This is a genomic window from Levilactobacillus lanxiensis, from assembly GCF_016861655.1.
Lineage (GTDB): Bacteria > Bacillota > Bacilli > Lactobacillales > Lactobacillaceae > Levilactobacillus > Levilactobacillus lanxiensis.
Genome location: NZ_BOLN01000005.1, coordinates 26,267 through 39,073, shown reverse-complemented (window position 1 = coordinate 39,073; position 12,807 = coordinate 26,267). Strand labels below are relative to the sequence as shown.

The following is a 12,807-nucleotide window of genomic DNA, read 5'->3' as shown; positions in this document are numbered from 1 at the left end:
CCGGTTACGTTTTAAACGAGACTTAGTGGTCAGCGGTGATGAAGTTTATTTCGTTGCAGAACGCTGAGCTAAAACCAGATAAAATTTAATTTGTATTGACGGTCAAGGACCATTGGGATTATAGAAACAAAGTTGAATGAAGAAGTTAATTCGTCGTAAGTGAAAGAGAATGGCTACGTTTCAAACAGGTGTGGGCTACAGGTGATGAAAAGAAAATAGATCAGTATGAACAGAAGGGGAAATATCAATTTGGTCTAAGACGCTCCGAGGTTAATCAGTATTTATGGTCGAGACTAATGAACTAGAAAATTTGGATGACGCAATGACGCAATCAACCGACTGCAAGAAAAAGGCAGATAGTTGCGGGCCAAACAAGTGTAAGCCGCAGGGCTGGTGAAAATGAGTTAAGCCGTGGGAGTTGCCTTAGCGGTTTTCCCGCTTAGGCAACTGCTATCTTTGAGACGCGTTTCTCAGCGGCTCAAAGTAAGTCTGGAGACCGATCTTTGGCTCCAGACGTGCGCCCACAGCGTCACGACTCATTTTCACCAGCCCGGAGGCGTAAGCCAACGATTTTCTTTTCCCAACTATCTGCTTTTTTCATTGCGTCGGCCGGATTTTTTCGCTACACTGGTAAGGTACCGGTAAAGGAGGCCGCGAGATGAGTCGGTTATGGTTGACGGGCTACCGCAGTTATGAACTGGGTGTTTTTGGCAATCAAGACCCGAAGCTCCTGGTCATCAAGGATGCATTGAGAAAAATGCTGATCGGTAAGATTGAAGATGGGACTGACTGGTTGATCACGGGTGGTCAGCTGGGAGTCGAGCAATGGTCGATTGAGGTGGGCCTGGCGTTAAAGCCGGACTATCCTGAATTAAAAATTGCGATGATGACCCCATTTGCTGAGTTTGGCGGTAACTGGAATGAGAATAACCGGGGGCTGTATGCCCAACTAGCGAGCCAGGTTGATTTTCATCAGTCAGTTAGCGAACAACCCTATCATGGGCCCCAACAGTTAAGAAACTATCAAGAATTTATGTTATCCCATACAGATGAGGCCGCAATGGTTTATGATTTAGAGGTTGAAGGGAAACCTAAGTATGATTATCGCGCTGTGACGCGGTTTCAAGAGCAACATGCTTACCCCCTAACGCTGATAGATATGGATTGGTTACAAGAAAGTGCCAACGAATATCAAGAAAATAAAAATAATGGTTCCCAATTTGAGTAAAAACTGGTATTATAGATATCGCCGGTTTGATTAGGATAACGAGGTGTAATGATCAATGGAAAACGTTAATTTTACTCCTAAAGAGATTTTGCAAAAGCAATTTCGTCAAAAGATGCGCGGGTATGATCCCGACGATGTCGACAGTTTCTTGGATAACGTTATCAAGGACTACGATACTTTTGTGAAGGAGAATCAACGGCTTCAAGAAGAAAACGAACGGTTGTTGGCTAAGGTCGACGAACTCACACGCCAAGTGCAAGTGGGTGCAAGTCAACCAGCAGCAACGACAACCAGCCAATCCACTTCAAGTGTCACCAACATGGACATTTTGAAGCGGCTCTCCAATTTGGAACGGCACGTTTTCGGTTCACAATTAGATAATGATCCAAACGAGTCACATCGTTTGTAGAATTATAAAGACTGGTGTAAATCCTGAGTAATCGCGGTCGGCTTATGTCGGCTGAGGAAAGTCCATGCTCGCACAGACTGAGATGTCTGTAGTGTTCGTGCTCGGTGAAAAAATAAGCCGGGGGACGTTAGCAATAACGTAACGGCGGGAAAACACGGCTACGGCTTCGGCTATGCCCTAGTATCCCTGAAAAGTGCCACAGTGACGATACGTCTAAGGAAACTTAGGCGGTGGAACGCGGTAAACCCCTCGAGCGGGCAACCCAAACTTTTGGTAGGGGCGCTTCACATATGGAAATGAACGAAATGTGGGGGGAGAGGAAACTCTCGAGATAGATGATTACTGCCAGTCAATCGTTTGCCTGAAACGGTTGGGTGGTACAAAACATGGCTTACAGGGATTTGCACCATGTCAGGTAGGTGGGAGCTTGCTCCCGCCTTTTTTTATGGTTATAATCGGGTTAAATGCCCAAGAACAGTGTAAAAATTAGCAATTCAGTAAAGTGAAGTAAGGAGGACGTTATGAAGAAATTTCATTTATACGCGGCCACTGCCAGTGGGATCGAAGCCATTGCCGGTCGTGAGTTACGAGACCTCGGGTACGATACCCAGGTTGAAAATGGCCGGGTCCGGTTTGACGGGACGATTGAAGACGTGCTGCGGGCGAACCTGTGGTTACGGACGGCGGACCGGGTTCGGATCATCGTGGCAGAATTTGATGCCGTGACCTTTGACGAACTGTTTGAAGCCACTAAGGCCGTGGCCTGGGACGAACTGCTCCCCATGGACGCTGCTTTCCCAGTGGAAGGCCGTTCGAAGAAGTCTCAGCTCCACAGTGTGCCCGACGCCCAAGCCATCGTGAAAAAGGCCGTTGCCACGAAATTGGCGGCCGTTTATCACCGGCGGACGCGGATGCCCGAAACCGGCGCCACTTACCCCTTGGAAGTCATGATCGATAAGGACCACGTCATGTTGACGCTGGACACCACCGGTTCAAGTCTGTTTAAGCGGGGCTACCGGGTCGGCAAGGGGGGTGCGCCATTGAAGGAAAACATGGCCGCTGCTCTGATTGCCCTGACCAGTTGGCACAAGAATATGCCGTTCTGGGATCCCGTGTGTGGGTCTGGGACTATTCCTATCGAAGCAGCCATGATTGGCCGCAACCTGGCCCCTGGGTTTAACCGGGACTTCACCTGCGAGAGTTGGGATTGGGTGCCCCAAGAATTGAGCGATAAGTTACGTGACGAAGCCGACGCTAAAGCCGACTACGATACGCCTCTGCAGATTTTTGGGACCGATATTGATGAAAATATGGTGGCCATTGCCAAGCGTAACGCCCAAGAGGCCGGCTTGTCACAAGACATCACGTTTAGCCAGTTAGCCGTCCAAGACTTTAAGACGGACATGGAAGATGGGGTCATCGTGGCCAACCCACCATACGGGGAACGTCTGAGTGATCAGGCTTCCGTTCGTGAACTTTACAAACAAATGGGACAAGTATTCAAGCCATTAACGGATTGGTCGAAGTACATTTTAACGGCTGATTTGGAGTTTGAACACTTCTATGGTCAAAAGGCCACTAAGACGCGGAAGCTGTATAACGGGGCTTTGCGGACCGATTACTTCCAGTTCTGGGGTAAGCGCAAGCCACGGCACCAGGGGTAAGCCATGATTAAGACGGATTGTGTCTTTTGCCAGAAAAGCAGTATCGTCTTAGAAAATGACTTGGCCAAGGCGTTTTGGGACAACCATCCCGTGCGCCGCGGTCACCTGTTGATCGTCCCCAAGCAACACTACGCGACCTACTTTGATGTGCCAGCCGAAACACGAGCGGCGATGGATGCGTTGACCTTTGAGGCCAAGGCTTTGCTGGATGAAAAATTTCAGCCGGCCGGGTATAACATTGGCATCAACGTGGCACCGGCCGCCGGTCAAACGGTCATGCACGCCCACATTCACCTGATTCCCCGGTACGAAGGGGACGTCAAGGATCCGCGGGGCGGCATCCGTAAGATGATTCCGCGGGCCGTTTAGGGTTTGAGTCGGTTGAAACGAAAATAGAAATTGACGAAACGAATTTGGACTTCACGGTCTGGATTCGTTTTTTGTGACGGCCGGCAAAAACTGAATCTAAAATAAACGATAGCCGACTCATAGTCTGAGTCCTGGTAAGCGGTGGTGACGCCAGCTTACCAGGACTTGGGCTTTTTCTTGTTGTCAGTGTCAATTTGTTAGGAAAAATGCAGGCAATGTCAGAAGATGTCACTCGTTTCCAAATCTTAACAATTTCATGAAAACAACTGGTACTAACGGAATTGGTTCGTTAAACGTCCCAGCCAACCCGTTATTTTTGAAAACTCACTCGTGACTTTGTTCGAAATCAGTGTTAGGATTTCTTACATCAAACGTAAAGAGGGCGCCGCTAATGAATCTTGCAAATACAGCATTCGTGTTGATTGCCAGTATTTTAGTTTTGTTCATGACTCCGGGATTAGCTTTTTTCTACGGGGGCCTGGTTTCCGAGAAAAATGTGGTCAACACGATGTTGTCGGTCTTTATCATGACCGGCGTGGCCATTTTGTTGTGGGTGTTCGTCGGCTACTCACTGTCATTTTCGGGCAATGTGTTGGGTGTCGTGGGCAACTTGCACCATGCCTTCATGGCTGGCGTTAACCTGGCCAGCCTGACCGCCAGCCACATTCCAGTTGGCGTGTACTCGCTGTTTCAAATGATGTTTGCTATTATTACGCCAGCCTTATTCGTCGGGGCTGTAGTCGGCCGAATTCGGTTTAAATTTCTTTTGTTGTTTCTGCTGGCGTGGTCCGTCTGCATTTACTACCCGATGGTGCACCTGGTCTGGAGTCCGGCGGGATGGCTGGCTAAATTGGGTGTCTTGGACTTTGCTGGCGGGACCGTGGTGCACATCAACGCCGGGGTAACGGCTTTAGTACTGTCGGCCTGGTTGGGGCCGCGGTTAGCCAAGGACCATCCCGGTCAGCACTACAATTTGCCGTGGGTCCTGCTAGGGACGGCCATCTTATGGATTGGCTGGTACGGCTTCAACGCCGGCAGTGCCCTAGCCGTCAATGACGTGGCCGTTCAGGCGGCAATTACCAGTACGGTAGCCACGGCCACGGCGATGGTGGTCTGGATGTTTCTGGATATTTGGACGAGTGGCAAACCCACGTTGGTCGGTGTCTGTACCGGCACGCTCTGCGGACTCGTCGCCATCACCCCGGCGGCCGGTTACGTGACCGTGATGGGGGCCGTGGCAATTGGCACCTTGGCGACCTTAGCCAGCTACGGGTTCATCGCGCTTCTAAAACCCAAGCTGGGGGTCGATGATGCCCTGGATGCCTTTGGGTGTCACGGGGTGAGCGGAATCGTCGGTAGTATCCTGACGGGGGTCTTTGCCAGCAAGGCCGTTAACCCAGCGGTCACCCAAAATGGGTTGATTTATGGTGGCGGCTGGCACTTGCTGGGGATTCAACTTTTGGCAACGGGCCTGACGATTGTCCTGGTCGCTGCGATGGGCAGCGGCTTGATTTTACTGTTGCGCCGGTTGACACCAATGCGGGTCGATGCGGCCGAAGAGGCCATGGGACTGGATCAGGGGGAACATGGTGAGCAGGTCGACTACACGGTTGGCCTCAGTGAAAAGCTCACGGATTATCGGCCGGATCAGGAACTGTATGCGCCCGAGTTCAAGGGACAGCTCCAGCACCTGCAAAAATGAGTTGGTGGTTGGCTGTTCTTGACGGCAGATTCAAAGCCTCCCGCAACACAGGCCACTCAGTAAAGTTAGTGACTTTCTTAAGGTTGTCCTAGATGATTGCCGTTTGCCTCCGAAGTTGCTAAACTAAGGGTGTGTTTAGGGGACACGCGTTTGAACAATCTTGGGGGGATTATAATGAATAAAGATCAATGGGCACTGATTGCCTTAGTTGTGTTAGCGGTTTGTGGGCTGAGCCTGGTGCTCTTACTCATGAAGTCACCAATGTGGGCCTTCGGTTTTCCAGTAGCCTTTGCTGGTTTAGGACTGGCATGCTACGGAATCGAAGATTTGATGACCAAGCTAACAAAGAAAAACAATCGCGAAGCTTAAATCTGAAGAGAATCGAAAAAATAAAGACGGCCGGTGAGCCGTCTTTTTTGTTGGAGAGTGGGACAAAAGGCGGTTAGCCGGCGAGCATTAAGGCTACTAACCGAACAATCCTGGTCTTGGATTGTTTGGTTAGTAGTTTTAAGCGGAACCGGCTGCCTTTTTGTCGCACGTTTCGGCCATATAAACTGGTACGCAAAACGGCGTCTGGAGTTATGACTCTTTGTCGTGTCGAAAGAACGTACTGGTTTGCGTCTTTACAGGGCGCGCCTCGGCTTGCTAAAATGAGGGGGTAAAGGCGATGAGCGAAAAGTGACAGAACAACAAACAACGTCGGCGGATGCCGGCGACTACCTCAAGGCTTTTGCCTGTACAGCGGTCATGCTGCAGACAGTGTTGAGCTGGGCAATAACCACCCCGGCCGGCCAGTCGATGCAGGTCGGCCTCGCTTGGGTCTACCTGGCCGTGAAATTTACGGCCCCGGCCTTCATCTGTGGCATTCTCTTTACCACGATTCGAACGACGGATGTGACGCAGCCGACCTATGGCCAGTATCTGCGGCAACAGTGGTCAGCGTTAGGCGTGCCGACAGTCTGGTGGTCGCTGGCGTACTTGCTCCTGCAACCCCAACTGCAACAGCATCACCCGTATGCGACGCTGGGCCAGTTTGGCTGGCAGCTGATTAACGGAAATGCCGCGCCACACTTGTGGTACAACACCATGATGCTGCAGATTATTCTGCTGGTGCCCCTCTGGTGGGCGATTCGGCGGCAGGTCACGACGCGGCGCCGGTTCTGGTGGACCGCGGGCTTGAGCGGTGCCTGGATGTTCGGTTGGGTAGTCAGCTATCAACGACTGATTACGCCCGCCGCACGGGTCGGTCGCTGGTATTTGCTCGATCGGGTCTTTTGGGGCTTTGCCCTCTATGCGGTCTTGGGCATGCTGCTCTGGCTGGCTTGGCCCCACATTCGGCAATGGCGGTGGGCGTGGGTACCGCTACTGTGCGGTGCGATTGGCGCGCTGGTCTGGCAAGCTAACGACCTGCTGGCCACGGGACGGCCAATCGTACTGGCTCGCAGTAGCTACTACGCACCGGCAACGGTTTTCTATGGTCTGTGTGTGATTGGCTTGCTGGCAAGCCTGGCCGCGTGGCAACAACGGCAACGTGCTCGTGGGCCGGTGGTGATTCACTGGTTAGCGACCTACGCGTACCGCGCCTACTTGGCCAACGTCTTTTGGCTCGCACTGATTTGGCGCTTCGGCGGTCAGGCGTTAACGGCGGCCCATCCCGTGAGCGGTATTCTGGTGAGCTACCTGTTGACCTGGGCCTGGTCGTTTGCGACGACGTACGGCATACATAGGATTTGGCAATGGACGAAAGGAATGGTGGCAAAATGACAACACGCGATAGAACCCAACCGGTTGAATTGGTCACGATGATCATGGTCACGGATCCCCAGACCAAACGCGTTTTGGTGGAGGATAAAGTGAACGTGCCTTGGAAGGCGGGCCATAGTTTCCCCGGCGGCCACGTGGAAGTTGGCGAGACCTGTGCTCAGGCGGCTGTCAGGGAAGTGTTCGAGGAAACCGGCCTGCAGTTGTCGACGGTTGATTTCTGTGGGACGTGTGAGTGGTTCGACGCGTCTCGGCAAAAACGGAAGCTGGGCTTGCTGTACCGCGGGGACACATTTACCGGCGAATTAAAGGCTAGTGATGAGGGCTGGGTCGGCTGGTTGCCACTTAGCGAAATGACGCCGGAAAAGAGTGCCGAGAGCATGACGGCATTGTTGCGGGTCTTCAATCACGAGGTTCCGGCCGTGGTCAGCGATGGCTGGAACGGGCCGCTGGTCGATGATCTTCGGGACGAGTCGTAAAGGCCAGTTGATTAGAATAGATATGTGCAGAGTCGTTGATGTCGAGAGACGTTGGCGACTTTTTTCGTCGACTCAACGCCTAGAGAAATCGCCAGTCAGCTAGAGGACCGGCAAGGCGGTTACACGAGCACTATCCTGATATTTTTACCAAGCAAGCAACGTTTATCTATTGTAAGCGGTTACAAAAACGGGTAAACTAAAGGTGTAAAGATTGTGATAAAGGGAGCGATAATCGTGAAATCAACTGTTCAAACGCAACGCTGGTACGGTTACTTCTTTATCGGGCTGAGTGTCGTGGCCCTAGGGATGACCGGCCTGCTGGCAATTCCAATGATTGATCGGGCACTACTGTTGACGACGGCCCTCACGTTACTGGTGTACGGGCTGACGTACCAACCACGTATTAGTCGTGGCTGGTGGCGGCTGTTACTAGGCGTGAGCGTTATTGTTGGCATCGCCGATGTCGTCTTAACGTTGACGGTGGCTCCGGTCTTACTCACGGCTCTGTTTAGCTTTGTTTTACCGTTTGCATTTTTAAGTGTTCTATTAGGGTTCTTGAAGCAACGTGTCCGGGCCTAGCCTGATTGCACGAAAAAAAGCGTCTGGGATGAAAAATTCCCAGACGCTTTTGATTTCTAATGCTGTATGGCTGAAATAGGCGAATAGCCGCCAGGCCCACTCTTTTTATCCAAAGAGGGTGACCAAGATATCCCAGGTCATGTGCGTAGCGATGCCGGGCCACAGAGAATGACTACGGGCGTACAACCATCCGAAGAGTAAGCCCAATAGGAAGACGGAGACCAGATTGCTGATCCACAGCATGGGACTCATGGCGGGAACCGTCGTCAGGTAACGGGGGATGTGCATGCTGGCAAAGGCCAGTGCCTGAATCACGTTGGCGGTGGTGAGCGAGAATTTCTGCAACAGGGCATTTAGGAAGTAGCCCCGGAACAGGAACTCCTCACTGACCCCGACGACCAGGAAGTACCGGCCCCAGAATTGGGGAATGAAATTGTGGTTAACGTTCAGGCCGTGATGGGCCAACCAAAATTCACCCAGCAGGTAAACAATGATGATGCCCCAGACGACATAGCCGGCCGCGAAACGCCACGCTGGCTGCCACTGTTTAGCGTTGCTCAGGGTGAGGCGTTGATGGCTGTGGTCGGCTTGATGGATGAACCACCAGGCCAGCCCTAACCAGACGACTAGCTTAATGGCATCGAGCGCTAATTCTTGCGGCCAACCGGTCAGGTGCTTTTCGATGGGACTGTTGAGACCGACCTGAACAGCCAGCCAGATGAACCAACAACTGATGAATTGCAAAATAAGGCGACGATTGGAGACGGGTTCAGACATAGACGACACTCTTTTCTTTGAATAGACGCATTAACTTTATTGTAAGACAAGTAGCCGGGAGAAGGGACGTAAAAATGTGTAAGGATTGGTTAAAAATAGAAGTGAGCACCACTAACGGTATATGTTAACGCTGTTTACATATAAAGTAATCAGTGTTAACATAAGCTTATAAACGTTACTACGAAAGGAATTCACCCCCTATGACAAAATTACCCTACCATCGCGAAAATCTAGCAGCGGCAATTCAGCAACAGGCCCGACAGCAACTTGAAACGGCTGGGGCCGAGCAACTTTCTTTACGGCAAATCGCCCGATTTTTGGCGGTGACACCAGCCGCAGTTTACCGCCATTTTCCGGACAAGGCGAGTTTACTAGCAGCCTTGCGAACGGAAATCACGGCGGAATTAACGGCCACTTTACGGGAAAATGTGTTGGATTCGGCGGATGCGACAACCATGCTCCAACACATGGTCAGCAATCTTTTAACTTACGCGGATCAACATCCCCAAGCCGTGGCCTTTGTTTTGACGGCACCATTGCCAGCGCCGGTCAGCTTAACGACCGTGCTGACTCTATATGCCACTCAACAAGGCCAAACGACGGTTACACCGCAAACAGGGCGGACAGTTTGGACGTTCTTAGTGGGCGTTCTGGTTCAATACCCACAGGATCAGGTTATTGTGAACTGGGTTGTGACAGCGATTACACACTTATTATAGAGGAACAGATTAAAACAAATAGTTTAATAATTCACAAGAAATAATAAAAATAAGTGAAATAATCACAAAGTGACAGTATCCGCGTCAAGACAGTGTTTTAGTCGAACTCGTCAATTAGAATATAATGAGAAAATTCACGGGCTTTTTAGAAGCAACCATGCTAAACTAAATCCATCTTGATATTTGGAGGCGGTTACCATGGCAAAAACGGAAGCGGATTTCCTGGCTTTGGTGAAGCAGATTAGTTTATTAGACATGAATTTATCCCTCGTGGGCTGGGACGCCCGCACGTACCTCCCCAAGGATGGGGCAAGTTTTCGGGGTGAACTGACGGCCTACATCGGCACCAAGGAAATGGCGTTGACCACGGGACCCGAGATGGGCGCGTTTATTGCATACTTTACGGAACATCCCGAAGCACTCGATGCCAAGGGACAGCAGGTCTTACGGTTGGTCAAACGGGAGTACGACCTGAACCATGATATTCCGGCGGACGATTACGCAGCCTACCAGCGAACGGTTTCGGATGCCCAACAGGTCTGGGAGACGGCGCGTGAGGCCCAGGACTTTACGGTTCTCCAGCCGTATATTGAAAAAATTGTCGCCTACCAAAAGCAATTCATCCCTTACTGGCAAAATGGCCAGGCCACGCCCTACGACGTGTTGCTCGACCAATACGAGCCGGGGATGACGGTGGCGCAGCTGGACCCCATCATGGAAACGTTAAAGGCGGGCATCAAACGCATTCGCGCAATCATTGCGACGGGGACCGACCCGCGGGTAGACTTCATGAGTCGTGCCGTACCCGAAGACGTTCAGGAGCGGGTGGTCCGCGCCACGGTTGAACGCTTGGGGTATGACTTCAACAAGGGAGACCTGTCCCGCAGCATTCACCCGTTCACGGTGCCACTGAACCGCAATGATGCCCGGATTACCAACCGGTATGGCGTCCACGACTTTCAGATGTCGTTGCTAGGTGGGATTCACGAGGCGGGGCACGGCCTGTACATGCAAAACTTCGACCCGGACTTTGACTACACGCCACTGTCTAATGCGCCTTCGATGGGTCTGCACGAGTCGCAATCGCTCTTTAATGAAATTTTCATTGGCCGGAACCCGGCATTTTGGCAGGGAGCGTACGGTCGCTTCCAGGCCGCCACTGGCAATATCTTTACGGACATCGATGAGCCTACGTTCTACCAGGGCTTCATGGCCACTAAGCCAACGCTGATTCGGACCGAGGCCGATCCCTTAACGTACCCGTTACACATCATCGTCCGTTATGAATTAGAAAAGGCCCTCTTTAATGGGGAAACCACGGTGGCGGAATTACCGGCCCTGTGGCGCCAGAAGTATCAGGAATACCTGGGCATCACGCCGGCTAACGACACCGAAGGCATCCTGCAGGACATTCACTGGCCGGGTGGGGACTTCGGGTACTTCCCAACGTATCTGTTGGGGCAAATCTACGCGGCCCAGTTCTACCACAAAATGAGCCAGACACTCCCAGTGGCGGACATCTTAGCCAGCGGCGACTACGCACCGATCACCGAGTGGCGGCGGGAAAATATTTTCCGCTTGGGCGCTAGCGTGACGCCACAAGAGCTGGTTCAGCGGGTGACGGGGGAGCCACTCAATCCGCAATACTGGCTGGACTGGATGACCCAGACGTTCAAGACGGCGTATCAGGTTCAGAACAAATAGCTTTACTTTCTAAAAGTAAGTGATACACTTGGCTTTAAGTTTTAAAAAGAAACTACTTGCCCATAAACGGGAAGCTAACTTAAAAAAGTGAGGTCACTTATCAATATGGAAACGAAATTTACTGAATTAGCCAAACAACGCCGTAGCATCTACGCCTTAGGTCGTCACGTTAAGCAAACGCCTGATGAATTGACAGCCTTGATTGAAGATAACATCAAGAACGGCCCATCATCTTTCAACAACCAAACGACGCGCGCCATCATTTTATACGGCGCTTCTCACGAAAAATTGTGGGACATCGTGATTGACCGCCTGAAGCAAGAGGTGCCTAACGAAGAAGCCTTCGCCAAGACGACCGCCAAGATCAACAGCTTCAAGGCAGCCTTTGGGACGGTGCTCTTCTTTACCGAAACCAAGACGGTCAAGGAATTCGAAGACAACTTCCCACTCTACGCGGACAACTTCCAGGACTGGTCCGAACAATCACAGGGGAACGCCCAATTCTCCGTCTGGACGTCATTGGCTGAAAATGGCTTGGGTGCCAACTTACAACACTACAACCCCCTGATCGATGACGAAGTGCGTGCAGCCTTCAACGTCCCAGCTAGCTGGCGTTTGCGGGCCCAACTGGACTTCGGTTCTATCGAAAGTCCCGCTGACCCCAAGGATTACATGAATGACGACGACCGCTTCATGGTCTTCAAGTAATTTAACCAAAATAAAAGAGAACCCCGGGCCACGCCATAGCGCGTGTTCGGGGTTCTTTTGTGGTTAAGGGGAACTTTGCGGCCGCTTTCAGGGGATGAGTTATGCTAAAATGAAAGCGTGCTATCACGCGCCCCAACCAGGTCTTGGCCAACGTGAAAATCAGAGCGCCCGTGGTAGTTGTTCCCGCCGGCGTGCTCAAGGACCCCTGCTGTGGGGCCGACTCCAGCCTGAGGGGCGGTCTTCCGCCTCGGCTTGAAACCGGGCAAAAACCGCCCGTTTCCAAGGCCGTCCCATGCTCTAAGCTGAGAAAAACCGCTCAGCTAAGACCATCGACACAGCGGGGGACCTTGGCCCGCCTCTGGTCACGCACACGGACTCTCTGATTTGACCTTGACCGGCGCAGGTCTCAAGCTTGTTCGGCCTATCTGAGCGGATTTACCAGGCAGTAAGGCCACGTTACCTTAATTGGTCGATGTCAGTGACCAGAGGCGAGTCAGGATGACCAGCTGTGTCGATGGCGTTGGCTGAGGTTTCTCACTCAGCCTAGGCCATGGGACGACCTTGGAGACTGGGAACTTTCCAGGCTTCAAGGCGAGCTGGAAGACCGCTTCTCAGGCTGGAAGCGTTCCCCACAGCAGGGCTTCCTGAACTCGCCGCCGGGAACGGTCAGACCAGTTAAGTTAACGTTGGGGCGTTAACTTGTGCTTT

At 51.9% G+C, this 12,807-nt stretch carries 13 protein-coding genes and 1 other RNA gene; 13 read left to right on the top strand and 1 reads right to left on the bottom strand.

What is annotated here, in order from left to right; translation table 11 throughout:
• Positions 1 to 658: 658 nt before the first annotated feature.
• The 10 genes from JUF22_RS07160 (at position 659) to JUF22_RS07115 (ending at position 8,191) form a co-directional block, all read left to right on the top strand.
• Positions 659 to 1,228, top strand: coding sequence for an SLOG family protein (locus JUF22_RS07160; RefSeq protein ID WP_203638320.1), 570 nt, complete (start codon positions 659 to 661; stop codon positions 1,226 to 1,228).
• 55 nt (positions 1,229 to 1,283) lie between these two features.
• A complete protein-coding gene (gene gpsB, locus JUF22_RS07155; protein ID WP_125762477.1) occupies positions 1,284 to 1,637 on the top strand; it encodes a cell division regulator GpsB in 354 nt (117 codons plus the stop codon).
• Between the two features lie 19 nt (positions 1,638 to 1,656).
• An RNA gene (gene rnpB / locus JUF22_RS07150) (RNase P RNA component class B) lies at positions 1,657 to 2,036 on the top strand.
• A gap of 122 nt (positions 2,037 to 2,158) precedes the next feature.
• Positions 2,159 to 3,301, top strand: coding sequence for a THUMP domain-containing class I SAM-dependent RNA methyltransferase (locus JUF22_RS07145; RefSeq protein ID WP_203645017.1), 1,143 nt, complete (start codon positions 2,159 to 2,161; stop codon positions 3,299 to 3,301).
• A 3-nt stretch (positions 3,302 to 3,304) separates the two neighbouring features.
• Positions 3,305 to 3,670, top strand: coding sequence for an HIT family protein (locus JUF22_RS07140; RefSeq protein ID WP_203645015.1), 366 nt, complete (start codon positions 3,305 to 3,307; stop codon positions 3,668 to 3,670).
• A gap of 391 nt (positions 3,671 to 4,061) precedes the next feature.
• Entirely contained in the window at positions 4,062 to 5,372 is a 1,311-nt protein-coding gene (locus JUF22_RS07135; RefSeq protein ID WP_203645014.1) for an ammonium transporter, read from the top strand.
• Positions 5,373 to 5,546: 174 nt separating this feature from the next.
• Positions 5,547 to 5,741: a hypothetical protein gene (locus tag JUF22_RS07130; protein ID WP_125762487.1), complete on the top strand. Its 195-nt coding sequence runs from the start codon at positions 5,547 to 5,549 to the stop codon at positions 5,739 to 5,741.
• 309 nt (positions 5,742 to 6,050) lie between these two features.
• Positions 6,051 to 7,136 carry an acyltransferase gene (locus tag JUF22_RS07125; RefSeq protein WP_203645012.1) on the top strand — a complete coding sequence of 362 codons (1,086 nt, stop codon included), beginning with the start codon at positions 6,051 to 6,053 and terminating at the stop codon, positions 7,134 to 7,136.
• The gene (locus JUF22_RS07120; protein WP_236000741.1) at positions 7,133 to 7,612 is read left to right on the top strand and encodes an 8-oxo-dGTP diphosphatase; all 480 of its coding nucleotides are present in this window, start codon (positions 7,133 to 7,135) and stop codon (positions 7,610 to 7,612) included. The genes JUF22_RS07125 and JUF22_RS07120 overlap by 4 nt, the downstream gene beginning before the upstream one ends.
• A 234-nt stretch (positions 7,613 to 7,846) precedes the next feature.
• Positions 7,847 to 8,191 carry a hypothetical protein gene (locus tag JUF22_RS07115; RefSeq protein ID WP_203645007.1) on the top strand — a complete coding sequence of 115 codons (345 nt, stop codon included), beginning with the start codon at positions 7,847 to 7,849 and terminating at the stop codon, positions 8,189 to 8,191.
• A gap of 105 nt (positions 8,192 to 8,296) precedes the next feature.
• Here the strand turns inward: JUF22_RS07115 and JUF22_RS07110 are convergent, their stop codons facing one another.
• Positions 8,297 to 8,968: a CPBP family intramembrane glutamic endopeptidase gene (locus tag JUF22_RS07110; protein WP_203645005.1), complete on the bottom strand. Its 672-nt coding sequence runs from the start codon at positions 8,966 to 8,968 to the stop codon at positions 8,297 to 8,299.
• 200 nt (positions 8,969 to 9,168) lie between these two features.
• Here JUF22_RS07110 and JUF22_RS07105 point away from each other — a divergent pair, with 200 nt between their 5' ends.
• The 3 genes from JUF22_RS07105 to JUF22_RS07095 all read left to right on the top strand — a co-directional run bounded on the left by JUF22_RS07105 (position 9,169) and on the right by JUF22_RS07095 (position 12,099).
• A complete protein-coding gene (locus tag JUF22_RS07105; protein ID WP_203645003.1) occupies positions 9,169 to 9,687 on the top strand; it encodes a TetR/AcrR family transcriptional regulator in 519 nt (172 codons plus the stop codon).
• Positions 9,688 to 9,885: 198 nt separating this feature from the next.
• Positions 9,886 to 11,391, top strand: coding sequence for a carboxypeptidase M32 (locus JUF22_RS07100; RefSeq protein ID WP_203645001.1), 1,506 nt, complete (start codon positions 9,886 to 9,888; stop codon positions 11,389 to 11,391).
• 105 nt (positions 11,392 to 11,496) lie between these two features.
• Positions 11,497 to 12,099, top strand: coding sequence for a nitroreductase family protein (locus JUF22_RS07095; RefSeq protein WP_203645000.1), 603 nt, complete (start codon positions 11,497 to 11,499; stop codon positions 12,097 to 12,099).
• Positions 12,100 to 12,807 lie beyond the last annotated feature (708 nt).

What these genes read in the sequence shown, in the direction of transcription:
- JUF22_RS07095 (WP_203645000.1), top strand. Translation starts at nt 11,497, where the DNA reads ATGGAAACGAAATTTACTGAATTAGCCAAACAACGCCGTAGCATCTAC.
- JUF22_RS07135 (WP_203645014.1), top strand. Translation starts at nt 4,062, where the DNA reads ATGAATCTTGCAAATACAGCATTCGTGTTGATTGCCAGTATTTTAGTT.
- JUF22_RS07160 (WP_203638320.1), top strand. Translation starts at nt 659, where the DNA reads ATGAGTCGGTTATGGTTGACGGGCTACCGCAGTTATGAACTGGGTGTT.
- JUF22_RS07100 (WP_203645001.1), top strand. Translation starts at nt 9,886, where the DNA reads ATGGCAAAAACGGAAGCGGATTTCCTGGCTTTGGTGAAGCAGATTAGT.
- JUF22_RS07110 (WP_203645005.1), bottom strand. Translation starts at nt 8,968, where the DNA reads ATGTCTGAACCCGTCTCCAATCGTCGCCTTATTTTGCAATTCATCAGT.
- JUF22_RS07130 (WP_125762487.1), top strand. Translation starts at nt 5,547, where the DNA reads ATGAATAAAGATCAATGGGCACTGATTGCCTTAGTTGTGTTAGCGGTT.
- JUF22_RS07105 (WP_203645003.1), top strand. Translation starts at nt 9,169, where the DNA reads ATGACAAAATTACCCTACCATCGCGAAAATCTAGCAGCGGCAATTCAG.
- JUF22_RS07120 (WP_236000741.1), top strand. Translation starts at nt 7,133, where the DNA reads ATGACAACACGCGATAGAACCCAACCGGTTGAATTGGTCACGATGATC.
- JUF22_RS07145 (WP_203645017.1), top strand. Translation starts at nt 2,159, where the DNA reads ATGAAGAAATTTCATTTATACGCGGCCACTGCCAGTGGGATCGAAGCC.
- gpsB (WP_125762477.1), top strand. Translation starts at nt 1,284, where the DNA reads ATGGAAAACGTTAATTTTACTCCTAAAGAGATTTTGCAAAAGCAATTT.
- JUF22_RS07140 (WP_203645015.1), top strand. Translation starts at nt 3,305, where the DNA reads ATGATTAAGACGGATTGTGTCTTTTGCCAGAAAAGCAGTATCGTCTTA.